The organism is Qipengyuania seohaensis (assembly GCF_002795865.1).
Classification (GTDB): Bacteria; Pseudomonadota; Alphaproteobacteria; order Sphingomonadales; family Sphingomonadaceae; genus Qipengyuania; species Qipengyuania seohaensis.
On the sequence record NZ_CP024920.1, the window covers coordinates 795,682 to 822,373 of the forward strand.

General features: G+C 62.7%; 23 protein-coding genes. 14 read left to right on the forward strand and 9 right to left on the reverse strand.

Going from position 1 to position 26,692, the window contains the following annotated elements:
* Nucleotides 1-11 precede the first annotated feature (11 nt).
* Nucleotides 12-665 (reverse strand): hypothetical protein, encoded by a 654-nt coding sequence (locus tag CVE41_RS03925; protein ID WP_100261362.1) that lies wholly within the window; start codon nt 663-665, stop codon nt 12-14.
* 93 nt (nt 666-758) lie between these two features.
* Between CVE41_RS03925 and ispH the strand changes: the two genes are divergently transcribed.
* Genes ispH through rnhA form a run of 3 tightly spaced genes read left to right on the forward strand, consistent with a single transcriptional unit; the run spans nt 759 to nt 3,180 of the window.
* Nucleotides 759-1,736, forward strand: coding sequence for a 4-hydroxy-3-methylbut-2-enyl diphosphate reductase (gene ispH, locus CVE41_RS03930; RefSeq protein ID WP_100259477.1), 978 nt, complete (start codon nt 759-761; stop codon nt 1,734-1,736).
* A 13-nt stretch (nt 1,737-1,749) separates the two neighbouring features.
* Nucleotides 1,750-2,706, forward strand: coding sequence for a homoserine kinase (gene thrB / locus CVE41_RS03935; RefSeq protein WP_100259478.1), 957 nt, complete (start codon nt 1,750-1,752; stop codon nt 2,704-2,706).
* Between the two features lie 27 nt (nt 2,707-2,733).
* Nucleotides 2,734-3,180 (forward strand): ribonuclease HI, encoded by a 447-nt coding sequence (gene rnhA, locus CVE41_RS03940; protein ID WP_100259479.1) that lies wholly within the window; start codon nt 2,734-2,736, stop codon nt 3,178-3,180.
* Nucleotides 3,181-3,183: 3 nt separating this feature from the next.
* Here the strand turns inward: rnhA and CVE41_RS03945 are convergent, their stop codons facing one another.
* The 3 genes from CVE41_RS03945 to CVE41_RS03955 form a co-directional block, all read right to left on the reverse strand.
* Nucleotides 3,184-3,360 carry a YegP family protein gene (locus tag CVE41_RS03945; protein ID WP_100259480.1) on the reverse strand — a complete coding sequence of 59 codons (177 nt, stop codon included), beginning with the start codon at nt 3,358-3,360 and terminating at the stop codon, nt 3,184-3,186.
* Nucleotides 3,361-3,422: 62 nt separating this feature from the next.
* Nucleotides 3,423-4,520: an NAD(P)/FAD-dependent oxidoreductase gene (locus CVE41_RS03950; protein WP_100259481.1), complete on the reverse strand. Its 1,098-nt coding sequence runs from the start codon at nt 4,518-4,520 to the stop codon at nt 3,423-3,425.
* Entirely contained in the window at nt 4,517-5,524 is a 1,008-nt protein-coding gene (locus CVE41_RS03955) for an alpha/beta fold hydrolase (RefSeq protein WP_100259482.1), read from the reverse strand. Before CVE41_RS03955 ends, CVE41_RS03950 begins: the two co-directional genes overlap by 4 nt.
* Nucleotides 5,525-5,586: 62 nt before the next feature.
* Here CVE41_RS03955 and CVE41_RS03960 point away from each other — a divergent pair, with 62 nt between their 5' ends.
* The 7 genes from CVE41_RS03960 to CVE41_RS03990 all read left to right on the forward strand — a co-directional run bounded on the left by CVE41_RS03960 (nt 5,587) and on the right by CVE41_RS03990 (nt 13,154).
* On the forward strand, nt 5,587-6,300 hold the full coding sequence (locus CVE41_RS03960) for an A24 family peptidase (RefSeq protein WP_100259483.1): 714 nt from the start codon (nt 5,587-5,589) through the stop codon (nt 6,298-6,300).
* Between the two features lie 91 nt (nt 6,301-6,391).
* Nucleotides 6,392-7,510 carry a Flp pilus assembly protein CpaB gene (gene cpaB / locus CVE41_RS03965; protein ID WP_100259484.1) on the forward strand — a complete coding sequence of 373 codons (1,119 nt, stop codon included), beginning with the start codon at nt 6,392-6,394 and terminating at the stop codon, nt 7,508-7,510.
* Nucleotides 7,511-7,549: 39 nt separating this feature from the next.
* Complete coding sequence (locus CVE41_RS03970; RefSeq protein ID WP_100259485.1) at nt 7,550-9,124, forward strand: type II and III secretion system protein family protein; 1,575 nt, start codon at nt 7,550-7,552, stop codon at nt 9,122-9,124.
* An 11-nt stretch (nt 9,125-9,135) separates the two neighbouring features.
* The gene (locus CVE41_RS03975) at nt 9,136-9,789 is read left to right on the forward strand and encodes a CpaD family pilus assembly protein (protein WP_100259486.1); all 654 of its coding nucleotides are present in this window, start codon (nt 9,136-9,138) and stop codon (nt 9,787-9,789) included.
* A 2-nt stretch (nt 9,790-9,791) separates the two neighbouring features.
* On the forward strand, nt 9,792-11,075 hold the full coding sequence (locus tag CVE41_RS03980; protein WP_100259487.1) for a pilus assembly protein CpaE: 1,284 nt from the start codon (nt 9,792-9,794) through the stop codon (nt 11,073-11,075).
* An 86-nt stretch (nt 11,076-11,161) separates the two neighbouring features.
* Nucleotides 11,162-12,133 (forward strand): type II secretion system F family protein, encoded by a 972-nt coding sequence (locus tag CVE41_RS03985; protein ID WP_100259488.1) that lies wholly within the window; start codon nt 11,162-11,164, stop codon nt 12,131-12,133.
* 19 nt (nt 12,134-12,152) lie between these two features.
* On the forward strand, nt 12,153-13,154 hold the full coding sequence (locus CVE41_RS03990) for a type II secretion system F family protein (protein ID WP_408633960.1): 1,002 nt from the start codon (nt 12,153-12,155) through the stop codon (nt 13,152-13,154).
* Between the two features lie 53 nt (nt 13,155-13,207).
* Here the strand turns inward: CVE41_RS03990 and CVE41_RS03995 are convergent, their stop codons facing one another.
* The 3 genes from CVE41_RS03995 to CVE41_RS04005 all read right to left on the reverse strand — a co-directional run bounded on the left by CVE41_RS03995 (nt 13,208) and on the right by CVE41_RS04005 (nt 17,811).
* Nucleotides 13,208-13,678 (reverse strand): MarR family winged helix-turn-helix transcriptional regulator, encoded by a 471-nt coding sequence (locus CVE41_RS03995; protein ID WP_100259490.1) that lies wholly within the window; start codon nt 13,676-13,678, stop codon nt 13,208-13,210.
* Nucleotides 13,679-13,745: 67 nt separating this feature from the next.
* Nucleotides 13,746-14,618 carry a crotonase/enoyl-CoA hydratase family protein gene (locus CVE41_RS04000; protein WP_100259491.1) on the reverse strand — a complete coding sequence of 291 codons (873 nt, stop codon included), beginning with the start codon at nt 14,616-14,618 and terminating at the stop codon, nt 13,746-13,748.
* Nucleotides 14,619-14,757: 139 nt separating this feature from the next.
* Nucleotides 14,758-17,811, reverse strand: a complete 3,054-nt coding sequence (locus tag CVE41_RS04005; protein WP_100259492.1) for a TonB-dependent receptor domain-containing protein — start codon at nt 17,809-17,811, stop codon at nt 14,758-14,760.
* 250 nt (nt 17,812-18,061) lie between these two features.
* On the opposite strand from CVE41_RS04005, the gene CVE41_RS04010 reads away from it, so the two are divergent.
* Both CVE41_RS04010 and CVE41_RS04015 read left to right on the forward strand, forming a co-directional pair.
* A complete protein-coding gene (locus CVE41_RS04010; RefSeq protein WP_157799388.1) occupies nt 18,062-18,511 on the forward strand; it encodes a hypothetical protein in 450 nt (149 codons plus the stop codon).
* 76 nt (nt 18,512-18,587) lie between these two features.
* Entirely contained in the window at nt 18,588-20,705 is a 2,118-nt protein-coding gene (locus tag CVE41_RS04015) for a TonB-dependent receptor (RefSeq protein ID WP_100259494.1), read from the forward strand.
* A gap of 66 nt (nt 20,706-20,771) precedes the next feature.
* Here the strand turns inward: CVE41_RS04015 and CVE41_RS04020 are convergent, their stop codons facing one another.
* Both CVE41_RS04020 and CVE41_RS04025 read right to left on the reverse strand, forming a co-directional pair.
* Nucleotides 20,772-21,557, reverse strand: coding sequence for an SDR family NAD(P)-dependent oxidoreductase (locus tag CVE41_RS04020; protein ID WP_100259495.1), 786 nt, complete (start codon nt 21,555-21,557; stop codon nt 20,772-20,774).
* Nucleotides 21,558-21,616: 59 nt separating this feature from the next.
* A complete protein-coding gene (locus tag CVE41_RS04025; protein ID WP_100259496.1) occupies nt 21,617-22,789 on the reverse strand; it encodes an acetyl-CoA C-acetyltransferase in 1,173 nt (390 codons plus the stop codon).
* A gap of 322 nt (nt 22,790-23,111) precedes the next feature.
* Between CVE41_RS04025 and CVE41_RS04030 the strand changes: the two genes are divergently transcribed.
* Together CVE41_RS04030 and CVE41_RS15015 are read left to right on the forward strand one after the other, a co-directional pair.
* On the forward strand, nt 23,112-26,105 hold the full coding sequence (locus tag CVE41_RS04030; protein WP_100259497.1) for a TonB-dependent receptor domain-containing protein: 2,994 nt from the start codon (nt 23,112-23,114) through the stop codon (nt 26,103-26,105).
* Nucleotides 26,106-26,348: 243 nt separating this feature from the next.
* On the forward strand, nt 26,349-26,657 hold the full coding sequence (locus tag CVE41_RS15015; RefSeq protein WP_408633968.1) for a putative 2OG-Fe(II) oxygenase: 309 nt from the start codon (nt 26,349-26,351) through the stop codon (nt 26,655-26,657).
* The last annotated feature ends 35 nt before the right edge of the window (nt 26,658-26,692 follow it).

A 26,692-nucleotide genomic window follows, 5' to 3' on the forward strand; every position in this document is an offset into this window, starting at 1 on the left:
AAGCCTAGGGATTAGCGGGTGGCGTTATAGCCCAGCTGTTCCTGCGTCAGCTGGAAGCCGACCAGCAGTTCGAAGGTCGCGCGCTGGACGGCGGCCCGCACTTCGGGATCCGCCAGCGGATCGAGCGCGGCATCGGGATCGCCGGCACGGCGCTTTCGCGTAATGCGCTCGCGAATGTCGGCGGGCAGCGTCGCTTCCGCGCGATTGACGAAGGCAGCCGCCTTGCCACTTGCGCTGGCGCGTTCCTGTCCGTCCGCGAAGGTCAGCGTCACCGTTCCGACACGCTTGGAAATGACGGCGCTGCCGCCGCGCAGGACGGTCGAGAAATAGGGCAGTTCCACTGTGCGCGCGCCCCGCACATCGGCGCGGCGTGCAACGACATCGAAGCTGGCTTCGGAGTAGACCTGTTCGCCCTGTTCGTTGCAGGTCGAGTTGAGGTTCGTGATCGCCGCAGTCACGTCCATATCGGCAAGCGTGCGGGAATCGGCGCTGCGGAACAGCGTCACGTCGCCTGTATAATCGGGGATGCCGACTGCCGGACAGGCGGTCCTGACCGCCGTGATACCGACCGCGTTACCGGCCACGACCAATTGCCCGTCGCTCTTGCATCCGGCGAGTGCGAGACCCATTCCAAGAGCAGTAAGGAGGCGAAAGCGGTTCATCATGTCGGCGGCATTCCTCATGTGTTCGTATTCAATGACCCTGCCGGGGCGTGCGTGCCCTAGCTTGGCGCGATGCAAAGCGCTAGAGGGGCGCGCATGAACGCCCCCTTTCCATCCACCGCTTCGGGTAACGACCCGCGCCTGCCGCTCAAATTGCTGATCGCCGCACCGCGCGGTTTCTGCGCCGGAGTCGACCGAGCCATCGAAATCGTCGAGCGCGCGCTCACCAAATACGGCGCGCCGGTCTATGTCCGGCACGAGATCGTCCACAACCGTTACGTCGTGGACAGCCTGAAAGCCAAGGGCGCGATCTTCGTTGAAGGACTGGACGAAGTGCCTAACGATGCCCCGGTCGTCTTTTCTGCCCACGGCGTGCCGAAATCGGTGCCTGCAGAGGCCGAGCGCCGCAAGCTGCTCTACGTCGATGCCACCTGCCCTCTGGTCAGCAAGGTCCACCGCCAGGCCGAACGCCAGATCGAAAAGGGCCAGCACATCCTGTTCATCGGTCACGAAGGCCATCCCGAAGTTATCGGCACCATGGGCCAGGTTCCCGATGGTCGAATCACGCTGGTCGAATCCGTCGAGGACGTCGCGAAACTTCCTTTCACGCAGGACGACGATCTGTCCTTCCTGACGCAAACGACGTTGTCGGTCGACGACACCCGCGAGATCGTGGAAGCGCTGCAGGCAAGATACCCGAAGATCGTCGCGCCCAAGGCTGAGGACATTTGCTACGCCACGAGCAACCGGCAGGCCGCGGTCAAGGACATCGCCGGCGGCTGCGACCTCGTCCTGGTCATTGGTGCACCGAACTCCTCCAACTCGCTGCGCCTCGTCGAAGTCGCCCAGCGCATGGGCACGGATGCACGGCTGATCCAGCGCGCAACCGAGATCGAGCCCGAATGGCTTGAAGGCGTCGGCACGCTCGGCCTCACCGCTGGGGCGTCGGCGCCCGAAAAACTGGTGCGCGAAGTCGTCGATCGGCTTTCGGACTGGCGGGCAGTTTCCGAAGAGGTGATCACGACCACCGAAGAGAACATGATCTTCAAGCTGCCGCGCCAGCTGATGGATTGATCGGGCCGAAAGCTTGGCCGTTTACACCCATCTCGGTGCCGAAGACCTGGCGGAGCTGATCGCGCATTACGATGTGGGCGAACTGGTTTCGGCCAAGGGCATCGCGGAAGGCGTATCGAATTCAAACTGGCTGATCGAGACCACCGGCGGGCGGTACATCCTGACCATGTACGAACGGCGGATCGACACGGGCGAACTGCCCTTTTTTCTCGGACTGCTGGATCACCTTGCAGAACGAGATTGCCCGGTTCCTGCGACCATCCACGATGAGTCGGGCGCTGCTTTCCGCACCGTCGATGGCAAGGCGGTTGCGCTGATCGAATTCCTTCCGGGGGTCTCTCCCAACCAGCCGACTGCAGCGCAGGCGCAGGCTGTCGGAAAAGCACTCGCGGAACTGCACATCGCTGCACAGGATTATGCCCTCTCGCGCGAAAACGACCTTGCGCCGCAGGGCACGCTTGCCATGCTCGAAGCGCTGGACGCCGATGCGCTTGCCGGGATCGACCCTGCGCTTCCGGCGACGATAGAGCGGGGGCGTGCGATCGTGTCCGCATGGCCCGACGACCTGCCCTCTTCGATCATCCATTCCGATCTCTTCGCCGACAATGTCCTGATGCTCGGCGACGCCGTGTCGGGGATGATCGACTTCTATTTCGCGTGTCAGGGCGCAATGGCCTACGATCTTGCCGTGACCCACGCCGCCTGGTCTTTCGACGGGACAGGCCGCACTTACGATCCTGCAATCGGAAGCGCCCTCGTCGAAGGATATTGCGAAGTCCGCCCGCTCGGCGATGACGAGCGCGCAGCCATGCCATTGCTCACCCAGGCCGCCTGCCTGCGGTTTGTCGCCAGCCGCGCGGAGGACTGGATCGAAACGCCCGCGGACGCGCTGGTCACGCGCAAGGATCCGATGGATTTCGTGCGGCGGTGGGATTTCTACGCCGAAAACGGCACCGCTCTCTTCGCCTGAGGCGTTTTGCACGCTAGGGCCGCGCCGATGAAACAGATCGAACTCTTCACCGATGGATCGTGCAAGGGCAATCCCGGCCCCGGCGGCTGGGCGGCCTTGCTGCGCATGGGGCGGCACGAAAAGGAATTGTCCGGGAGCGATCCGGAAACGACAAACAATCGCATGGAAATGACCGCCGTGATCCGCGGCCTGTCTGCGCTGATCGAGCCGTGCCAAGTCGATATCTATACCGACAGCAAGTACGTGATCGACGGGATCACCAAGTGGGTACACGGCTGGAAGAAGCGCGGCTGGATCAATGCCAGCAAGAAGCCCGTCAAGAATGCGGAGCTATGGCACGACCTGATCGAAGCGACAGCTCGGCACCAGATCGAATGGCACTGGGTCAAGGGCCATTCGGGTCACCTTGAAAACGAGCGGGTGGATACCCTCGCCAACCAGGCCGCGGATCGCGCGCTCGTCGGCGAGGGCTGAAAATCAGGAGTTGTCGACGGTTTCCGCGCCCGGACCGTTCTTCTGGATCGAAGCGATGGCGTTCTTGGCGCTGTCCTTCGAGCTGTAGCCTTCGGTCGAGAACATCGTTTCCGAATTGTACTTGAACCGCACGCGGTATTCGCCAGCCTTGTCCTTATAGATTTCGAAATGATGTCCCATCGGCATTCTCTCCTTCGGTGGATTGGATTCGGCTCCTACACTAACAAATGATGCAGTCTTGGCTAGGGGAAGCGGGCCGGAGAGTAGATCGAGGCATCGATCGCCCTGGTCATCTCGTCCCGTTCCTTGCCCAGCAGCAATTGCGAGGCCAGCCGCGCGGCCGCAGGCGATGTCTGGATACCGAACCCGCCTTGCCCCGCGAACCAGGCGAAGCCTTCGACCTCGGGGTCGTAGCCATAAACCGGCGCGCGATCGGGCGCGAAACTGCGCAGGCCCGCCCATTTGCGCTCCACCGCCTGGACCTTCCAGTCGACCACGCCCTGCAACCGGTCGATCGCCTCTGCCACCGCCAGTTCCTCTGGCGCGGCATCACAAGCGGCGCTCGGCTCCTCGTCATGCGGGCTGAGCCAAACCCGCCCGCTTTCCGGCTTGAAGTAGAACTTGCCCGAAATATCCAGCACCAGCGGCTGGTCGGGAACAGGGGCGGGATCGGTCCGCAACTGGATCACCGTGCGCCTAAACGGCTGGATGCCGAGCGGTTTCGCCCCCGCGAGCGCAGCGACCTCGTCGGCCCATGCCCCTGCCGAATTGACGAGAACCGACGCAGAGAAACGGCCTCCACGCTCGGTCTGCAGGGCCCAGCTGCCGTCATTGCGGTGCGCGCTAGCCAGCTTCGACCTGCATTCCAGTTTTACGCCAAAGGCATTCGCCCGCGAGAGGTAATGCGCATGGAGCGCCGCAACGTCGATATCGGCGCAGGCCGGCTCCCAGATTGCATCCGACCAGTCCGACCTGATCCCGGAAATCTTGTCCGCCAGCGCCTCGGCACCGATCCGTTCGATCGTCGCACCGGTATCCTGAAACCGCGTCATGAAGGCATCGAGCGCGGGGCGGTCCTCCGCGCGTCCGATATAGAGCGCGCCGCGCGGCGACAGAAAGCCGTTCTCCCGCAGGTAGTCGCCCGACGCGAGCGTGAGCGGCACGATTTCCGGCCCGCCGTAGCATTCTTCCCAGAAGGCAGCCGAACGCCCGGTGGAGTGATAGCCCGGCCTGTCTTCCGCTTCGAGTACGAGCACGCTTGCCCCGCCCTCGGCGAGTTCGGCCGCAAGGCTCGCACCGGCGATGCCGGCTCCAACGATAGCGAAATCGTAGACGGTCACTGCTTCGCCGGGGCAACTCTGTCGAGAAATTCGGCGATGCCCGCCAAGGCCCTGTCTCGGACCGCGTCGACTTCGCGCAGGATTTCGTGCCGTGCTTCGTCACCGAAGACGAGCAGTTCGCCGCGCGGCAGCCTTTGGGCGGCGCGCACTGCAGCCTTGTGGCTGACCAGCTTGTCGTTCTCGGTCGAGAAGATGAGTACCGGGACCTGGACCTTTTCCATCGCACCCGGCGCCTCGATTACGCGGGTCGAGGCATAGGCGCGTTCGACCCAGCCCCAGCTCCCCGGCCCCATCACCAGTTCGGGGCGATGTTCGCGCCACCACAACTCGTCTTCATAGCGATCATCGTCATGGCTCAGCAGGTCGCGCCGCCGCGCCGGGATTTCGCCCGGTTTCTCACTCCACTTCCAGGCGGGGCGGGTCGGGGCACCGATTCGCGTCATCAGCTTTGCCACACCGTGCAGGAGCGGGAGCGGAAGAGGCGGCCCGCTCATGCCGAGCATGGGGGCGGAGAGAACGACCGCGTCCGGCGACACCACCCCGTCGACGACCGCACGCATGACGATGTGCCCGCCCATGGAATGCGCCGCCAGAACGTGCGGGCCGGGGGTGGCCTTCACCCAGTCCGACCAGAAATGTTCGAGATCGGCCACCCAGACGGAAAAATCCTCGACGTGGCCGGTGATCGCATCATCGCCAAGGCGGCCGGACCCGGCCTGCCCCCGCCAATCGGCGGCAGTGACCCGCCAGCCGTCCCGGTGCCATTGTTCGAGCGTTTCGAGATATTTCTCGTAGAAATCGCCGCGACCGGGGAGGAACAGGATCGATCCGCGCGCTCCCTCGCCCGCTCCCGGCCAGTCGATTCGCCGCAGGGTGTGCCCGTCGGATGCCTCCCACACGCTTTCGCTGGCGCTGGCCGGAATGGCGCGCCGGTCGATGGCTGCGGTATCTGTCTGCAAGTCGGCCTGGCTGATGGGTGCCTCCCGGTTCTGCGCAAAGTGCATGGTTACTATTTGGTAAGCATGTTTCGGTAGCACGGGCCCTCGACCTTCAGTTCGGGGACGTCATGCACGACCAGATTTTCACCTACGTTCTGCTTGCCGGATTGGCAATCGGCCTGCTGTGGGCGGCGTTTACCGACCTGCGCAGCCGCACCATCGGCAATCACCTGAACATAGCGATCGCCGCAGGCGCTCCGCTGTTCTGGTGGGCCAGCGGGCTGGACCTGTGGCCGGGCGTTGCAATGCAGTTCGGGCTGGCGGCCGCGACCTTCGCGGTCTGCTGCCTGTTCTTCGCCCTGCGGCAGATGGGCGGCGGCGACGTCAAGCTGCTGACCGCGCTGGCGCTGTGGTTCCCGCCTACCAATTTCGTCGTCCTCGTGATCATCATGGCAATGGCCGGCTGGGTCCTCACACTAGCCATGGGCATGTGGGGCGTTGCCCATTCGCGCGTGGTCGGCGGCAAGCCGGTCCGCGACACGGTGCTGCTGGGTGCCTTCACCCTGGTGGCCGCCAATTTCGCGAGCGCCGTTCTGGGCGGTCCGAAGCTGGCCATCCCTTCCGCAATCATAGAGCCGCTGGCAGCCGACGGCGCGACCTCCTTGCTGGTCGCCCTCCTGCCGGTCGCGATTCTCGCATTCGTCACACTGGCTTCGATCAAGATCATCCGCCGACACGATCAGCAGCCTCGCATTCCATACGGACTCGCCATTGCCATCGCAGGGCTGTGGGTCGTCGGCGGCGGGTTCGTCACACAAATTTCTGAAGCCGGGATCGGCTGACAACCCGATTTTAACCAATCGGGGTCTAGACACGGAAACCATAGCTGTCCGCACTCAAATCACGCGGGCCATATGAGGGGGCTTAAACGCCATGGATAGGAAGAAGCTGGTTCTGCTGGTTGGTGCGCTGGTCGTTGCGATCGGTACGGCACTTGTTGCCCGCAGCATGTTCGCAGGAGCATCCGCTCCGCAAGCCAACGCGGCATCGCAAGTCGAAGCTGCCGGGCCCAAGGTCCTGGTGGCGCAGCGTGCGCTGCCGACCGGTACGATCATCACTGCAGACGCCATCGGCTATCAGCTGTGGCCGGAAGAGCTGGTTCAGGATGCCTACTTCCTGGACGGCGAAGCCGACATCACCAAGCTGATCGGGACGGTTGTTCGCCATCCCGTCACGGCTGGCGAGCCGGTGACCCAGGGTTCGCTGGTGAGCCCGGGCGACCGCGGCTTCCTTGCAGCGGCCCTCACTCCCGGTATGCGCGCCATCACGGTGCCCGTCGATGCGAAGAGCGGTGTTGCCGGCTTCGTCTTCCCGGGCGACCGCGTCGACATGGTCCTGACCCAGACGGTCCAGGGCAATAGCGGCCAGGCGCTGAAAACGTCGGAAACCATAGTTCGTAACCTTCGCGTGCTGGCGACCGACCAGTCGACCACTCAGGAAACCGTGGACGGCGTTACCCAGGTCAAGGCCTTCCGCACGGTCACGATGGAAGTGACCCCGAAGATCGCCGAAAAGGTCGCCGTCGCCCAGACGATCGGCACGCTGAGCCTCGCTCTGCGCGCTATCGCCGACAGCGAAGGCGAACTGGAACGTGCCCTCGCCTCGGGCGATGTCAGCATCCCCGACGATGCGACGCCCGAAGAGGAAGAGCGCATCCTTCGCAACGCCATGGGTCGTCCCGACGACAGCCGCGGCACCTATGTCACGGGCGGCGATGTCTCGCGCTTCCAGCGTAGCTCGATGCCGCCGCGCGTCGGAGCAGCACCGCAGTCGAACGACGACGGTCGCACTTTCTCGCACACGTCGGGTGCCACCACCACGACAGCGGCTCCGTTGAGCCGCGGTCCGATGGTTCGCGTCACCCGCGGCAAGGCCACGGAAGCGGTTCCGCTTTCCATGGGCAGTGCAGTGCACGGCATGAACGCCGCAGTCGGTAACGGTGCAGGCCGCGTCGGGGAAACAGCCCCGGTCGCGCTCAGCACCCTTCGCTAAGAAATCTAGAGCTCAGGAAGCCATTCAGGGGGCAATTCCATGAAACGTCGTCTTTCCACCAAACTGCTGCTTGCCGGACTGGCCCTTGCGCCGCTGGCCGCCGCTCCGACGACCACGGCCACGGCCCAGTCGGTCGTTAAACCGAGCGAGGAGATCGTCCTTTCGATCGGTCGCGGCGAGCTCATCAACGTGCCCGGCTCGATGACCGATGTGTTCATTGCCAACGAGAACGTTGCCGATGTCCAGGTCAAGTCGCAGCGCCAGCTGTACCTGTTCGGTCGTTCGGGCGGTGAGACCACCGTCTACGCCAGCAACGCTCGCGGCGACATCATCTGGTCGGCCAATGTTCGCGTCGGCTCCAACATCGGCAGCATCGACCAGATGCTTGCCCTGGCCATGCCGGAAGCGCAGATCAATGTTGCCACCATGGGTAGCAACGTCGTTCTGCTGACCGGCACGGTCGCTGCACCCGAAGATGCCGCCGAGGCCCAGGCTCTCGTCGAGGCATTCGTGGGTGAAGGCACCAATGTCATCAGCCGCCTGCGCATGGCGACGCCGCTGCAGGTCAACCTGCAGGTCCGCATCGCCGAAGTCAGCCGTTCGGTCGTTCGCGCCCTTGGCGTGAACCTCCAGTCGCTCGACAGCACCAGCGGGTTCAAGTTCGGTGTCGGCCAGGGCCGTCCGGCCAAGCTGTTCTCGCCCGGCACGACGCTCGGCATGAACGCCAACACGGTCGACGTGTTCACCGATCCGGTTACGGGCGAAACGGTAGAAACACCGGCGACCTCGATCCTCGGTGCCGACATCGGCAGCACGCTCGGCTTTGCCGGCAAGCTGCTCGGCCTCGACATCGGCGGCGCGCTGGACCTTGCGGAAACGCAGGGCCTCGTGACCACGCTGTCGCAGCCGAACCTTACCGCACTGTCCGGTGAAACTGCCGAGTTCCTTGCCGGTGGCGAGTTCCCGATCCCGCTCAGTCAGGGTCTGGGTACGACCACCATCGAGTACAAGAACTACGGTGTGAGCCTGGCCTACACTCCGACGGTCCTTTCGAACGGCCGGATCTCGATCCGCGTCCGCCCGGAAGTGTCCGAACTGTCGACCCAGGGCGCTATCACGCTCGACGGGTTCCGCGTCCCGGCGCTTATCACGCGCCGTGCGGAAACGACCGTGGAGCTCGGCTCGGGTCAGAGCTTCATGATTGCGGGCCTGCTGTCGAACAGCGCGCAGAACCAGCTCGAAAAGGCTCCGGGCCTCGGTGACATTCCGATCCTCGGCAACCTCTTCCGCTCGACCGAATACCGCAAGGGTGAAACCGAGCTGGTCATCGTGATCACGCCGTACCTCGTCAAGCCGGTCAATGCGAGCGACATCCGCCTGCCGACCGACGGTTTCCAGAAGCCGACCGAATTCGACCGCCTGCTCCGCTACCGCGAGGCCGACGGCGTCAGCGGTGGACAGGGACGTCCGGTTCCGACCGTCAACGGCGCTGCCAACTCGGCACCGCAGATCTCATACGAGGGAACGCAGGCCGGTGAACAGGTCGCCATGCCTTCCGAGGCTCGCCGCGACGAGAAAACCGCCGCTGCCAAGCCCGGCTTCAGCTTCGAATAAGGGGACGAGACATGCCTAAAGCAATCAATCGCAAGCTCACCGCTTCGCTCGCAGCCTCGCTCGCCCTCGCACTGGGCGCCTGTGGCGGCACCAACATGGACAACCGCACGCTTTACAGCGTCAAGCAGCCGGTGGTCGAACGCTCGAACTACACGCTCGATGTCGCCACCAATGCCGATGGTCTGCCCGTTTCGGAACAGCAGCGCCTTGCTGGCTGGTTCGAAAGCATGAACCTTCGCTACGGCGACCGGGTCGCTGTCGAAGACGCCACCAGCTCTGCTGCGGTTCGTGAAGACGTCGCTGCCCTCGCAGGTCGCTACGGCATCCTGCTGGCAGACGGCACGCCGGTCACCACCGGTTATGCCGAGCCGGGCCAGGCCCGCATCGTCATCACGCGCTCGACCGCTTCCATGCCGGGTTGCCCCGACTGGTCGCACACGGCCGAAGCCAATGAAAAGAACGCCACCAATCCGAACTACGGGTGCGCCGTATATGGCAATCTCGCCGGAATGGTCGCCAATCCGGAAGACCTGATCCAGGGCCAGCAGGGCACTGGCGAGACGGTCGTCACCACCTCGACCAAGGCCATCAGGGCCTATCGGGACGCTGAGCCGACCGGCGTAGACGGTCTGGCCGACGTCGCCACGACCGAAGGAGGGTCCTAATCATGAGCGCTTCACTTAAGTCCAGCATGCCGGGTAACCGCGATCCGTTCGCCGCATTCATGTGCGACGAGACGGCGCTGGATGTCCTGCGTCCGGTCGTGATCGAACTCGGCTGGCAGCCCGAGAAATGCAACAAGGGCGGTCTGCGGAACGCGATCCAGTCCCTGTCGGTTTCGGCCAGCCCGAACATCCTGATGGTCGACCTGTCGGAAAGCGGTGACCCGCTGAACGACATCAACGCCCTCGCCGAGGTTTGCGAACCCGGCACGGTGGTGATCGCGGTCGGTCAGGTGAACGATGTGCGCCTCTATCGCGACCTGCTCGCCAGCGGCATCCACGACTATCTCCTGAAGCCGCTTTCGGCTGCGGTGCTGCGCGATTCGCTCAATGCCGCACAGGCCGTATTCATGGCCCCGCGCGGCGGTGAAGGCGAACAGGCCCAGCGTCATATCTCGACCGCCGTAGTCGGCACCCGTGGTGGTGTCGGTGCATCGACGATCGCGACCTCGCTTGCCTGGATGTATGCGGAAAAGCACATGCCGACCGCACTGCTCGACCTCGACGTGCACTTCGGCACCGGCGCGCTCACGCTCGACCTGGAACCGGGTCGCGGCCTGACCGACGCAATCGACAACCCCAGCCGCATCGACGGCCTGTTCATCGAACGCGCCATGATCCGCGCGAACGACAACCTCGCCATCCTGTCGGCTGAAGCACCGATCAACTCGCCGCTTATGACCGATGGCTCGGCATTCCTGCAGCTGCAGGAAGAATTCCGCCACGCCTTCGAAATGACGCTGGTGGATATGCCGCGCAACATGCTGATCAACTTCCCCCACCTGCTGAACGACGTGAACGTCGTGACGCTGGTCACGGAAATGACGCTGGCTTCGGCTCGCGACACGATCCGCATCCTGTCCTGGCTCAAGACCAATGCGGCACACGCCGCTCCGGTGATCGTGGCCAACAAGGTCCAGCCCGGCGCCGCAGAGATCAGCAAGGCCGATTTCGAAGCGTCGATCGAGCGCAAGATCGATATCTCGATCCCCTACGACCAGAAGGCCGCTGCAAATGCTGCAAAGCTCGGCAAGACCTTCGTGGACGCCAACGGCTCGAGCAAGGCAACCGCTGCGATCAGCCAGTTGTCGGCCCGCATCATCGGTCTCGGCGACGAGGACAGCGAGGACGCGGTACACGTTTCCGGCGGCAAGAAATCGCTGCTCGGCAGCTTCGACATCAAGTCGCTGCTCGCCAAGAAGGACAAGGGTCAGGTCGAAGAGGCCTGAACGGGGATGACGGAATGACCCGGCTCTATACGGGCCGGGTCAACCGCTCCTCACGGTAAGTTTACGGTACGGGACGGAGAGACACGATGAACATTGTCCAGCTCATGCTGGTAGCCGGCGGGATCCTTGCGCTGCTCGTGCTCGGATACATGGCGTTCGCAGGTCCCGATGCGGGCAAGCAGAGCCAGCGTCGCCTACAGCAGCTGCGTTTCCGTCACTCGGAAAGCACCGATGCAAAGGTCGAATCGCAGCTCAAGAAGGCAATCGCCGCCCGCAAGCCGAAACAATTCAGGCAGGCCGGCTCGGGTTCGCGTATCGAAGCCCTCGCCATCCGCCTCGATCGTACCGGCAAGGGCTGGACCCTCAGCCAGTATGGCTATGCATCGCTTGGCCTGGGCCTGGTTGCCGCGCTTGCGATCTTCCTGAAGTCGGGCTCGTTCGGGCTTGCTGTCGGCATCGGCGTGTTCGTCGGCGCAGGCATTCCGCACTTCGTGGTGAGCCGCGCGATCAAGAAGCGCACGAACCAGTTCAACGTGAAATTCCCGGATGCGATCGAACTGCTCGTTCGCGGCCTTCGTTCCGGTCTTCCGGTTACCGAGACCCTCGCCGTCGTGGCGCAGGAAGTGCCCGGACCGGTCGGCGTGGAGTTCAAGGGCATCGTCGAGCGCATCAAGATCGGCCGCACGATGGAAGATTCCCTCCAGCAGACTGCCGACCGTCTCGGCATTCCGGAATTCAACTTCTTCTGCATCACGCTTGCCATCCAGCGCGAAACCGGTGGTAACCTGGCCGAAACACTGTCCAACCTTTCGGACGTGCTGCGCAAGCGTGCCCAGATGAAGCTCAAGATCAAGGCGATGAGCTCGGAATCGAAGGCTTCGGCCTATATCGTCGGCGCCCTGCCCTTCATCGTCTTCGGCCTGATCTGGTGGATCAACCCGTCCTATATCGGCGCGTTCTTCACCGACGATCGTCTCACCGTGGCTGGCCTCGGCGGCCTGGTCTGGATGAGCATCGGGGCCTTCATCATGGCCAAGATGGTCAGTTTCGAAATCTAAGGCACGAGGAAGCGATATCATGGAACCCGCAGCCGGCCCTACCCTCCTCGGCTTCGACGTTATCCTCGTCGGCTCGATCCTTGCCGGGATCGCAGCACTGGCCGTGTTCGTGGCGATCTATTCGGCCGTCACGATCAAGGACCCGATGGCCAAGCGCGTGAAAGCGCTCGAAGGTCGTCGCGAGGAGCTCAAGCACGGCCTCGTCACCACGAGCGCCAAGAAACGCCAGAGCCTCGTTCGCAAGAACGACACCGCCGACAGGGTGAAAGACACCTTGGGCAGCATGAAGGTGCTGCAGCAAAGCCAAGTCGAGGACATGCAGCAAAAGCTGGCCTGGGCCGGCTATCGCAACAAGGAAATCGCGGTCGTGCTTATCGGCCTGCGCATGATCCTGCCCATTATTCTCGGCGGTATCGCCTTCACCTTGCTCTATGTCGTCGAAATCCAGCCCGACTGGCAGTTCAAGCGCGTGGCGGCCCTCGCTGCGGCGGTGTTCGCCGGCTACAAGGGACCGGAAATCTTCCTGTCGAACACGGCGTCGAAACGCACCGATGCCATCCGCAAGGGCCTGCCCGACGCACTCGACCTGCTGGTCATCTGTGCCGAAGCCGGTCTGACCGTCGACGCAGCGTTCAACCGCGTCGCCAAGGAACTGGGCCGCGCCTATCCGGAACTGGGCGACGAATTCGCCCTCACCGCGATCGAGCTGTCGTTCCTCAACGAGCGTAAGACCGCGTTCCAGCACCTTGCGTATCGCGTCAATCTTGAAGCGGTTCAGGGCGTGGTGACCACGATGATCCAGACCGAACGCTACGGTACGCCGCTTGCGAGCGCACTGCGCGTCCTGTCGGCAGAATTCCGCAACGAGCGTATGATGCGTGCCGAAGAGAAGGCCGCGCGTCTTCCGGCCATCATGACCGTTCCGCTGATCATGTTCATCCTGCCCGTGCTGTTCGTCGTCATTCTGGGACCGGCAGCCTGTTCGATCGCAGACGCCTTCAGCGGCGGGGTCGGAAAGTAGGCCAGTATAAAAACCCGAAAACGGGTCGCTAGAAAGTAAGCCTGGTCGACTACCTAGTCGGCCAGGCTTTCTGCGTCGAAGTCCCCGGCATTGTCGCGCACACGCGAAAGCATATCGCGCAGCGCCACGCGTTCGTCTTCACTCAGGACCGAGAACATTTCCTTCTCGATCTTGAGAGCGAGCGGCATGATCCCCGCGTGTACCGCCTTTCCTTCTGCGGTCAGCGCCAGCAGGTGCGAACGTCCGTCCTTCGCATTGGGCGTGCGTTCGGCAAGGCCCCGGCTCTCCAGCGTCTTGCAGGCGCGGTTGACCGGCACCTTGTCCATCAATGTTTGCTGCGAAAGCTCGCGCTGGGTCAGCGGGCCGCTGTCGCCGAGTACCGCCATGATGCGCCATTCGGTCGTCTTGAGCGCGAAACGCTTGCGATATTGTTCCGCGATCCGGGTCGAAACCGCATTGGATGCGACCGAGAGCTGATACGGAAGGAAATCGGCGAGGCGTTTGGCTGGCTGGCGGTTGGGCATGAGAGTAGCTGTAATGCCCTAACCCGGCATGGCAAGGCCGTTGCGCGTGTGACTATCACATCTGCAACTACTCGAAGCCCGGCTCCTCCCACCACGGATAGAAGTCGGGCATATTCTCACCGACCGTGTCGGGATAGGCAGGCGGGCGCTTCTCGAGGAAGCTTGCAATGCCTTCCTTCGCGTCCGCGCTGCGGCTGAGGCGATAGATCGCGCGGCTGTCGATCCGGTGCGCCATCATGGGGTGGTCCGTGGTCGACAGGCGCCAGAGCATTGCACGCGTCATCGCGACCGACACGGCGGAGGTGTTGTCCGCAATCTCTCGCGCAAGACCCATGGCGGCGTCCATCAGTTCGCCCTGCGGATGAAGCGAGCGCACCAGCCCGCGATCGAGTGCTTCCTGCGCATCGAACACTCGGCCGGTCATGCACCATTCGAGTGCGGTCTGCATGCCGACGAGACGCGGCAGGAACCAGCTGGAGGCGGCCTCAGGCGTGATCCCGCGCCGCGCGAAGACGAATCCGAAGCGCGCATTGTCGCTCGCCAGGCGGATATCGAAGGGCAGCTGCATGGTCGCCCCCACGCCGACGGCGACACCGTTGCACGCGCCGATCAGCGGCTTTTTCGAGTTGAACAGGCGCAGCGTCAGCCGTCCGCCCCCGTCACGTACGCGCTCGTCCGAAAGATCCTCGACCGGATTGGGGTCGGAGAAGACGTGTCCCCCACCCTCAGGCGTCAGGTCGGCACCGGCGCAGAATGCCCGGTCGCCATGTCCTGTGACGATCACCGCTCGCACGCTGTCGTCGGCATCGGTCACGTCCAGCGCATCGATGAACTCCGCCATCATGGTGCGGGTGAAGGCGTTCATCTTTTCGGGCCGGTGCAGCGTGACGGTGGCGACGCCGTCGGCGATGTCGAGCTTGATCTGCGTGTAGTCGGTCATTTGGCTTTCCCTCGTATCTCTCAAACGGGATGGAACACAGGGAACAGCATCGTGGCAAGTGAGAATGCCCTTCGCCAAGCAAACGAGGCGCGCCCACCGGACGCGCCTCGCGAATTTGCGGGTTCTGTCTACGCCCGGATCAGAACGACTTGCGCAGCTCCACATGGAATTGCCTGCCGCGGGCAGAGTGCAGTTCGCTGAAGTAGCCATAGGTCTCGTCGGCCAGCGGCGGGTCTTCGCCGAGCAGGTTGTTGATCGCAAAGCGCAGCCGCGTCCCATCGAGGGCGGTGTCGTTATTGATCGTGTAGGCGATCGAGAAATTGACCGTGAAGAAGTCGTCGACCCGGTAGAAATTCCCGTTCGGATCGTCCGTCTCGATCAACTCGTCACGCGTGACGCTGGTGTCCCACACCTCGCCGACATACGACCCGAACAGGCCGATATCGACCGGTCCGCTTTCCCAGTTGATCGCGCTGCTGAATCGCCACTTGGGGCGCCCCTCGATCTCGAGCAGTTCGCCCAGACCTTCGACACTCACGTCGGTCGGCAGCGTTCCAGCCTCGATCGCGTCGAGCAATTCCTGCCCTTGCGGACCGGCGGACTGGACGAAGCTTTCGAGACGAGCGGCGTTGAAGCGCAGGCGGAAGTCGCCCAGCCCGAAGTTCGGGACATCGTAGAACATGCCGAAGTCCCAGCCCTTCGAAATGCGGCTGTCGAGGTTGAGATAGGGGTCCAGCACCTGGATGATCGCGCCGGCCGGGGCAAGGCTGGTGCCCGTGAACAGGGCGATGTCATCCGCCGTCGGATCTTCGCGGATCACGTTCGGGTTGGTGCTGCCGTTGAGACGGCGCAGCAGGTCGAGCGCGATGGCATTGTCGTCGCCGAATGTGCCGACCAGACCTTCCTGCTTCACGCGCCAATAGTCCGCCGTCAGCGTCAGGCCGGGAATGAACACCGGCTCCAGCACTACGCCGAGGTTGATGCTGGTGCTGTCTTCGGGCTCGAGATCGCGTGCGCCCGATCGGAAGCTGATCGTTCCTGAACCGGGGCAGGCGCCGAGGTTTTCCAGCGTGCCTTTTTCGACACGCGCCTGGCAGACCACGAAATCGTCACGCGTGTTCGAGCGCGTGGTTCCTTCATCGTTGACCTGCACGAGGTTCGGCGCACGGAAGCCCTGCGACCATGCACCGCGCAAGGTAACACCCGGGAAGGTGGTCCAGGATGCGGCGATACGCGGCACTATCGCCGTCGCATCGATATCGGCGAAATGCTCGACCCGTCCTGCCAGCTGGAGGTTCAATTCCTCAACCAGCGGGATGTCCATGTCGGGCGCGACCAGCGGGACGAAGACTTCGGCAAAAGCCGAATAGACGTCACGCGTTCCGTCGGTATCGGGTGACGGGCTGGTGCCCGCGACATCGCTGCCGTTGAAATCGCCGGTCACGCTGTCGGTGAAGGTGATCGTGCCGTCGAGGCGCGGATCGCGGTCGTCGTAGAAGGTCTCGCGGCGGAACTCGATGCCCGTTGCCACGCCGACGTTGCCACCCGGCAGGGTGAACAGGTCGTCACGGCTCAGCTTGAAGTCTGCCAGCGCCAGGCTGGTGCCGCCCTTGCGGAACACGTCGATGCGGAACGGGTCGATCGACGAAGCGGGATTGGGCGTGCAATCGCCCTCGCCCGGATCATCCAGGCAACCGCCGTTGAAGGGGTTGTAGGCGTCGGGCGTCGTCAGGTTGATCTGCTGCTGCATCAGCGTGAGCGACACGCGGTTGCGGGCAAGGTCGATCAGGTCGGCTTCCGAATAGAGTACGCCGGTGTCGAAATCCCACGCGCCGAACGAACCGCGCAGACCCGCCACGAGGCGGTAGGTGTCCTTGTCGACGCTCACATCGCGGTTTCCGACATCGACGAAACGATAGCGCTCCATGATCAGATCGGCGCCGCCTGCTGCAATGGTCGTGCCTGGCAAACGGTTGGGGTTGGGCGAACCGTCCGCCAGCGTCGTCGGGCCGAAGGGGTTCCAGTAGGCATCGCGCGCAATGCCGACCGGCACCGCGCTCAGGATTGCCGAAGCCTCGATATTGCGGCGGTTTTCGGAGCGGTAATAGCTGCCTTCGAAATAGGCTTCGACATTGTTCGACAGCTCGTAGCTGAGAAGGGCCATCGCATTGTAGCGCTTCTTGGCGCTGATCAGATTGTTGCCGAAATTGGTGTTGTACCTGACCGCGCTGGTCGGCGTGGTGCCGTTGCGCGCGCAGATGCCATTGCCGAAATCGAGACGGCATCCCGGGAAAGTGGATGGTTGGAGATAGAAATCGTCATCGCCGATCGGTGTGCGGCTGGACGGTGCCTGGATGTCGAACTGGCCGAACGGGCCGAAGGTGTTGCGGTTGTTGAACGAGGCATCGCCTTCAAAGTCCGTACCCTCGACCAGCGGGAGACGGTTGTCCTCGCCCGCGTAATCGCGCTCCGAAGCCAGCATACCGTTTTCTTTGAAATAGCCGCCGTAGACGGTCAGGTTCCCCCGGCCTCCGCCGAAGTCGAAGCCGTAGCCGCCGCTGATCGAGTAATTGTAAAGGCTGGTGCCCTGCGATGCGCGCCAGTCCGCTTCGAGGAAGCCGCCAGTGCGATTGCCGCGAAGGACGGTGTTGATCACGCCGGCCACGGCATCTGCGCCGTAGATGGCCGATGCACCGTCACGCAACACTTCGAGGCGGCGAACGCTGCCGGGAGCGATTTCGTTGGTATCGGCGCTCACCACGGGAACGAGCAGCTCGGTCTGGAAGCCCGGGTGCAGCGTCATGCGCCGCCCGTTGATGAGCAGCAGCGTGTTGCCCGTGCCGAGATCGCGAAGGTTGATCGACCCGACGTCGCCGCGCGCGCTGTTCTGGGTGGTGGCGTTCTGTTCGTTGAATGCCACGGTGCCCGCTTGGGGAATGGATCGGAAGAGTTCGTCGCCCGATGCGGCGCCGGTGTTCTCGATCGCTTGTTCGTCCAGCACGGTCACTGGCAGGACGTCGTTGATCTGGGCGCCCCGGATTTGTGTCCCGGTTACCACGATCTGGTTGGAATCGTCGCTCTCTTCCACCGGAGCAGGAGCAGGTTCCGACTGCGCATAAGCCGTTCCGTGCATCAGCGCGAAAACGGCAGTCGAAGTAACTAAAGAACGGATTTTAGAGAATTTCTGGGACATGACTCCCCCCTGCAAAAGCAACCCTTGGGAATGCTTGCCCCGGGGAATTACTTCGGCAACGAAAATCGGCGCAGGCCCCTACCGAATTCTGGCGACTTGCAATTCGACTTGACTATTTCTTGATTTCGGCATCCCCCGCTCTCTCAGGCAAGTATTGACTGGTGAGTCGCAAGCCAAGGTTCCGGCCGTCGTAGCCTTTGTCGATCCGGGCGTGACACCTTCCAACCCCGCGGCTAACAGGCGACCGTCTATGCCGATCCGCCGTCGCACCCTCGCACGACCCAGACTCATGCTGCTGGCCTTGCTGGCCATCAGTGTGGTGATCGGTACGATTGCGCCTGCCGGATACATGATCGCGCCTGCCGACGACGGGTGGCCCAGCGTAACGCTGTGTCCCGAACAGAACCCACTCGTGAAGGCGCAGGCCGACGCCGCCGCTCAACGGCATCATGCCGCCATGGGGCATATGTCGATGGGTGATGATGCAGACGAAGGCGAAAAATCGTCTTCCAGCGCACTGCCCAAGCATTGCTCCATCGCAGGCACGACCGAACTTGCTACGGGCGCCGTGGATGCGGATCTGCTGGCCCTGTCGCTGGCGGAAGCCGCCCTCCTCGGCCTCGCGCCGGTTCTCGTTATCGATATCAAGCGTACACCCCGCTTGCGACCACCGCTGCGTGCACCACCAGTCCTGATCTGACCCCCGGAAAATCCGAACTTCTATCTGCGCGAGCTTGTCAGTTCGCGCGGGAAAACCAGATTCAGTGGACTTTACGATGCATTACAAATCCAAGGGCCATCGCGCCCTCCTGGCATGCTGCCTTGCGAGCGTGGCAATGCCCGCCCTCGCCCAAGAGCGTGCGCCCGATGAACCGGACGCAATTCTCAACGACACCATAATCGTCACTGCCAGCCGCACCGATGCGGCTTCGGATGACCGGCTTGCACCTCCCGAGCAAATCGCCCTGCCTGCTGACGCCGCATCGATCGCAGCGCGTGCACCGGGCGGTGCGTTGGTCGGCAATGGCGCGCTTTCCGGCCAGTTATCCTATCGCGGCTTGGCCGGGCAACGCGTCCTTGGCCGGGTAAACGGCCAGCGCTTTGCCTCCGGAGGTCCCAACGCAATGGACCCGCCGCTCCATTATGCACCGTCGGTACTGGTCGATCGCATCGAGATCGCTCGCGGTGTCGCGCCGGTTTCGCAAGGCCCCTCGCTTGCCGGAGCGGTCAACGCGCAGCTGGTCGAAACAGAGTTTTCGTCAGGCAATGCGATGGATGCGCAGGTACGCCTTGCCGCGCAATATCGCTCGGTCGACGACAGCTATGCCGTCGGTGGCCTCGCCGGACTTGCAAACGAGCAATGGCGGCTCGGCGTCATCGCCGCGCGCGAGGAGGGCAGCGACTACGAGTATCCCGAAGGCACTGTGCTCGGCACCGGTTTCGAGCGCAGCCTCTATGGCATTCACGCAGGATTCCAGACCGGTCCGGGCGAGATCTTCGCCGAGTATCGTCGTAGCGAAACCGACCCGACCGGAACGCCGCCCTTCGCACTCGATATCGTTTTCTTCGACACCGATTTCGTGCGTGGCGGCTTTCGGGGCGAGATCGGAAAGGATGTGCGCCTAGACCTGCAACTGGGACATGTCGCCGTACGCCACCGGATGGATAATCAGACCATCCGCCAGCCAGCCGCACCGCCCATGCGGGCCCGCGCGACCAATGCCGAGGCCGATACCAATACCGCCGAGGCCAAGCTGCGTTTCGGGACTGCCCGGAAGCATTTCGAACTGGGCGCCGACATAGAGAATATCGACAAGTTCGTGACCATCACGAACCCGTTCAACGATGGCTTCTTTATCGATGCCCAGCCAAATGTCCGGTCGGAGCGCTGGGGCGCGTTCGCGCAGTGGCGCGGCGGTATCCAGGGCATCGAATTCGAACTCGGCGGACGGGTCGATCACACTCGGCAGGATGCAGGCGTTCCCCAGGTCGGAGCGGCAGTGCCCATGGCCCCGCAGATGCTGGCGGCAGGCTTTGCGTCCGCCGACCGTGCGCGCTCTGCAACGACTGTCGATGCCGTGATGCGTGCATGGGCTCCGATGGGGGATCTTGTCCCAAGAGTTACACTTGCTCGCAAGGAGCGCGTGCCGAGCCTGCTCGAACGCTTCGGCTGGTTGCCCACCGAAGCCAGCTTCGGCCTGGCGGATGGCAACATCTATGTCGGCAATCTGGAACTGGCACCCGAAACTGCCTGGATTGCGGAACTCGGCTTCGATTTTGAAGGCGATGCCTATTCGCTGCGGCCGACAGTGTTCTATCGGCGCGTCGACGATTATATCCAGGGCATTCCGGTGGACGCAACGGTCGGAATAGTGGACAGCCCGATCGAGATGATCGCTGCGATGAACGGCGACCCGACTCCGCTGCGTTTCGACAATGTCGATGCCGAGTTGTGGGGTGCCGACGTAGACTTCATGGTACGGCCGCTCAGTCGTCTCGAGCTGTCGGGTACGGCCAGCTATGTGCGCGGCAAGCGACGCGACATCGATGACAACCTCTATCGCGTGGCACCGGCGAACCTGCGCCTGTCTGCCGCGTGGCTGGGAGATCGGTTCTCTGCCGGAGCGGAGTTGATCGCGGCAGCCGGTCAGGACGAGGTGGCGCGTTTCAACGAGGAGACACAGAGCAACGACTATGCCGTCGTCGGCCTGTTCGCGCGCTACGAAGTCGGCACCGGGATCGCTCTCGAAGCGGGAGTGGAGAACCTGTTCGACGAACTCTACGCACCGCATCTCGCGGGGCGCAATCGCTCGGCTGCGTCCGATGTTGAGGTGGGCGACCGCCTGCCCGGCGCAGGGCGCGGCGGCTGGGTACGGTTCAGCGCCGCATTCTGAGGCTGAAACAAGAAAGGGGCCGGAAGACGTCGCAGTCGTCCGGCCCCTTTTCCAACTGGTATCGGCTTAACGCGGAGCCATGCGGATCGCGCCGTCGAGGCGAACGTCTTCGCCGTTGAAATAGCCGGTCTCGATCATGCACATGGCGAGATTGGCATACTCTTCCGGATTGCCGAGGCGCTTGGGGAACGGGACGCTGGCGGCCAGCGCTTCCTTCACCTGCGGCGGTGCGGCGTTCATAAGCGGGGTGTTGAAGATACCCGGCAGGATGGTGTTCACGCGGATGCCTTCGCGCATCAGGTCGCGCGCGATGGGGAGCGTCATGCCGACCACGCCGCCCTTCGAGGCGGAATAGGCCGCTTGGCCCATCTGGCCGTCTTCGGCAGCGACCGAAGCGGTGTTGACGATCGCGCCGCGATCACCTTCGTCCGTCAGCGGGTCGAGGCTCATCATGCCGGCCGCCGACTTGGCGATGCAGCGGAAAGTGCCGATCAGGTTCACCTGGATCACGAAATCGAAGGCCGAAATCGGGAAGTGCTTGATCTCTCCGGTCTGCTTGTCGCGGCTGGCGGTCTTGATGGCGTTGCCGATACCGGCGCAGTTGACGAGGATGCGTTCCTGGCCGTGCGCCTCGCGGGCCTTGGCAAAGCCTGCGTCGACGTCTTCGTCGCTGGTCACGTTGACCTTGCAGAAGACGCCGCCGATGTCCTTGGCGACCGCTTCACCCTTTTCTTCGTTCATGTCGAAGATGGCGACCTTGGCACCCTTGGCGGCGAGCGCACGCGCGGTGGCTTCGCCGAGGCCCGATGCACCACCGGTAACAACTGCGGGGGTGTTTGCTGAAACTTCCATGAAAAATCCTCTCGATTCAAATAATTAAAGCGCCTCGACGCCGATAAGCGTGAATACGCTTACAGCGATTCAACGATAGTGACGTTGGCGACGCCGCCACCTTCGCACATCGTCTGCAGGCCGTATTTCTTGCCGCGCGCCTTCAGCGCATGAACCAGTGTGGCCATCAGCTTGGTCCCCGATGCACCGAGCGGGTGGCCAAGTGCAATAGCGCCGCCGTTGACGTTGAGCTTTTCGGGATCGGCACCGGTGTGCTTGAGCCATGCCAGCGGAACGGGCGCGAAGGCCTCGTTTACTTCGAACAGGTCGATGTCGGAGATTTTCATGCCCGCGCGCTCTAGTGCACGGTCGGTCGCGAACAGGGGCTCTTCCAGCATGATGACCGGATCGCCTGCCGTCACGGTCAGGTTGTGGATGCGCGCCAGCGGGGTCAGGCCGTACTCCTTCAGCGCCTTTTCGCTGACCACCAGCACGGCGCTGGAGCCATCGCAGATCTGGCTGCTGGAGGCAGCGGTAATGGTGCCTTCAGGGCTGAGCAGCTTGACGGACTGGATGCTTTCGAGCGTGGCGTCGAAGCGGATACCTTCGTCCACCGTGTGCATTTCGGTGCCTTCGGGTGTCTCGATTTCGACCGGCACGATCTCGGCCTCGAAAGCGCCCGAACGCGTGGCTTCGATCGCCTTCTCGTGGCTCGACAGGGCGAAGCGGTCGAGATCATCCTTTGTGAAGCCGTGTTTCTTCACGATCATTTCCGCGCCCATGAACTGGGACCACTGGATGCCAGGATATTTCTCTTCGAGCCCCGGCGATTTGTAGTTCCCGAGGCCTTCCTTCATGTGGAACATCGCCGTCGAGCCCATCGGCACGCGGGTCATGCTTTCCACGCCGCTGGCAATAACGATGTCCTGCGTCCCGCTCATCACGGCCTGCGCGGCGAACTGGATCGCCTGCTGGGACGAACCGCACTGGCGGTCGATGGTAACGGCAGGTACACCCTCGCCCAGGTGCTTCGATGCGAGCACGGCATTGCGCCCGACCTGCATCGCCTGTTCGCCGCCCTGGCTGACGCAGCCCATGACGACATCGTCGATCGCCTTGGCTTCGAGGCCCGAGCGTTCCATCACGGCATCGAGCGACTTCGCTGCGAGGTCGACCGGGTGGACGCCGGCAAGCCGCCCCCCGCGCCTTCCGCCTGCAGTGCGTACGGCTTCTACGATATAGGCGGCGGGCATAGTCCATCTCCGGATTCGAGTTGCTGTTTGCCACTGGCTACGTTCCGTTGACGTAAAGGTCAATCGTCAAAGGAGTGTGGGAGAATCCCTCCACCGCCAAGAAATCGCCGTATTTCCGCCATTTTATGGTTGTGTCAATTTCGCAACACACCATCTGCGAACGCGCCGTTCCGAGATAAACATTTTGCAATTTCAAGACACATTTGAGCACATGCGGCATCCGCAAACTCAGGTGCCTCTCCGGCGCCTGTCGCGGTATAAATTAGAGGGGTTTCTCACCCGGTTCTTTTGGGTGAGGGCAATAAATAAGGATTGAAGCATTATGAGAATGCAAAGCAAGCTCAAGCTGGCAACGGCGCCTCTGGCGCTCGGTGTCGCACTTTTTGCGCAGCCTGCACTGGCTCAGGATAGCGACGAGAACACCGCTACTACCGTCGAAGACGAAGTACCGGCCATCATCGTCACCGGTTCGAGGATTCAGACCGCGGTCGAAACCACTGCGCCGGTTATCACCATCGGCGACGAGCTGATCGAATCGCAGGGTTTCATCAACGTTCAGGAAGCTCTCCTGCAGAACCCGGTCTTCGGTTCGCCCGCGATTTCGCGTACGAACTCGTCGTTCAGCACATCGGCTTCGGGTATTGCGACGATCGATCTTCGCAACCTCGGCACCTCGCGTACGCTGACCCTGATCAACGGCCGTCGCGTCGTTTCCGGCATCGACGGTAGCTCCGCAGTCGACCTTAACATGATCCCGACCGCTCTCGTCCAGCGCGTCGAAGTTCTCACCTCGGGTGGCGCATCGGCCGTTTACGGTTCGGACGCTGTGGCAGGTGTTGTGAACTTCGTGCTCAAGGACGACTTCGAAGGTGCGGAACTCGAAGGTCAGGTCGGCATCAACGAAACCGGCGCTGGCGACAACTACACCGTCAACGCAACCATCGGCGGCAATTTCGCTGACGGTCGCGGTAACGCAGTCCTTTACGGCGGTTACTCGAACGAAGGCGCCGTCTTCAAGGGCGACACCAAGACCGAACAGGGCAGCGCAGCTCTCGACAGCATCTCCGACATCTTCATCAGCGGTGGTGCATTCTCGGACCGCGTCGCACCCTTCTTCTCGAGCTTCCCGCCCCAGGGCCGTTACTCGACCGACAACTTCACCTGGACCTATGGCAACAACGGCGCAGGCGATCTTCGCAACTGCTTCAGCACGAACGGCGGCACTGCCCCGGCATCGTGCTCGGCCGCAGGTCAGTCGATCGGCCCCGACGGCTTCAACCGTAGCGCCTTCCGTTACCTGGCTGTTCCGATCGAACGCTTCGTAGTTGCCGGTTCGGCAACCTACGACGTTTCGTCCTCGCTCGAACTGTTCGGTGAAGTCCAGTTCACCAGCACGTCGGCTAACTCCAACATCGAACCCTTCCCGTTCGATACGGCGTCGCCGGTTTTCGCATCGGGTCAGTACCCGATCGAAACGCTTGATCCGACCACGGGCGACATCATTCGCAACCCGTTCGTTCCCGATGGCATCTATGACGATGCTTCGGACACCGACGGCGACGGCCTGCGCGATATCTACTTCGCAAAGCGCCTGACCGACTTCGGTCCGCGTGCTAGCTCGGCAACGCGCCAGACCTTCCGCATCGTCGGTGGTGCACGCGGCGATGTTACCGACACCGTGAACTATGAAATCTTCGCGAACTACGGTTCGACGCAGATCGCACAGCTCGGCGACGGTCAGATCAACATCCCGAACCTTCGCGAAGCTGCGAAGATCATTCCCGATGGCGCCGGTGGCTTCCAGTGTGCGAACCCCGATGCGGTTTCGGACGGCTGTGTGCCGGCTGACTGGTTCGGTCTGAACTCGCTGTCGCCCGAAGCAGTGGCCTACCTTGCCGCTCCTTCGTCCTTCAATGCAGACATCACCCAGCTGCAGGTTGGTGCCAACCTTGGTGCCGAACTGTTCACGATCTCGGGCGTAAACCCGGTTTCGACCGTGGTCGGTGTCGAGTATCGTAAGGAATCTTCGGACAGCCGCTGGGATGCTCTGCAGCAGCTCGGCCTGAACGGCGGTAACGCACTTCCCCCGACTTCGGGTGAATTCGACGTTCGCGAAGCGTACGCCGAAGTTCTCGTTCCGCTGATCGAAGACGGCTTCGTCGACTCGCTTCTGGTTCGCGGTGCAGTCCGCGTTTCGGACTACTCGACCGTCGGCAACACGCTCAGCTGGAATGCGGGTGCGGAATTCACTCCGGTCCCGGCAATCACGTTCCGCGGTATGTACTCGCAGACCGTCCGTGCGCCGAACATCTCGGAGCTCTTCGACGGCCTCAACCAGACCTTCCCGACGGTCAACGATCCGTGTGAAGGCGTCACCGCTGCAGACACCAGTGCACTTGGACAGAACTGCCGTGCAGCTGACGGTGTGAACGCGAACATCGCGGCCAATGGCGGCGTGTTCACCGTTTCGCAGCCTGACCGTCAGGGCGTTTCGGGCTTCACTGGTGGTAACCCGAACCTGTCGGAAGAAAAGGGTAAGACCTGGACTCTCGGCGTCGTTCTCGATCCGGGCGCACTCGTTCCGGCTCTGGACGCGTTCAGCCTCAAGGTTGACTACTACAACGTGGAAATCGAAGACGCGATCGTCTCGACCCCGCGTCAGTACATCATCAACCAGTGCTACCTTCAGGGTAACCCTGAGTTCTGCCAGTTCATCACCCGTCGTGCTACGGCGCAGGGTCTGAACAACGCAGGTTCGCTCCAGTTCGTGAACACCGGCCCGTCCAACTCGGGTGGTATCACTGCTGACGGCATCGACGTCGAACTGACGTTCGCGGACACCTTCCGGATGTTCGGAACCGATCTCGATATCGGCATCAACACCATCTACACCCACGTTTTCGATCAGAAGATTCAGCCGCTCGTGACTGAAGACGACATCGACAACATCGATGGTGAAGTTGGCGCATCGAAGGACCGTTTCACGGTCAACACTTCGGTCGGCACGGACGCCTTCCGCTGGACGATGACCGGTGTCTACATCGGCGAAGCGTTCCTGGATGACCAGTTCGTTGGCGTCGAAGAAGGTACCGACGATGAATATCGTCTGCACCCCGAGTTCTACCTCAACACGCAGCTCCGTTTCTACGTTGCTGAGGACTATGAACTCTATGTCGGTGTGAACAACCTGCTCGACAACAGCCCGATCTACACCGCAAGCATCCCGGGTGCTTCGGTTACCGGCATGGACGCTGAAACCGGCGTCTACGACCCGCTGGGCCGTCGTTACTACGCAGGTGTGAAGCTGAAGTTCTAATTCCGAACTACAGACGACTGAATGGAAAGGGGCGCCGCGAGGCGCCCCTTTTTTTTGGTGAGAGAACTACATCTGCGGGCGCACAAGCGGCGATGCACCCGAGCACGGATCACCTGCCCCCGCCCCCGACCCGACATCTAGGCATTGCACGAATAAGCCCCGATCCAGAGCGCCCACTCGGCCCGTGGTGCGGCACTGCCGCTCGTGCCCGAACACCCCGACCTGCAGCGCAAGCCAGTCCCGATGCGCACCATCGGGTCATGGTCTATCCTTTTGCGAGCGGAGGGACATCAGACCGATCGCGCTCGTCCGGATGGCCCCCTAGGTTCCGCGCACAATATCGCTCTGCCCGAACGGTATGGTCCATCGAGTGATGAGGGCGTGCTCGCCTCACCCTCGGCGCCGCGAGGACCCGGAATAGAGCAAGAAGCGCTTCGCAGCATTGCACCGCAGCAGGGCAGGCTCGCCCTGTTCCAACCGATCGTTTTCCATGGGACGACGCCATTTACAGCAGGCGAGAGACTGAGCGTGGCCTTCGATATCGCCCAATGACGCCAATGCTCCCCGCCTCGAAGAGCAGGGCACAG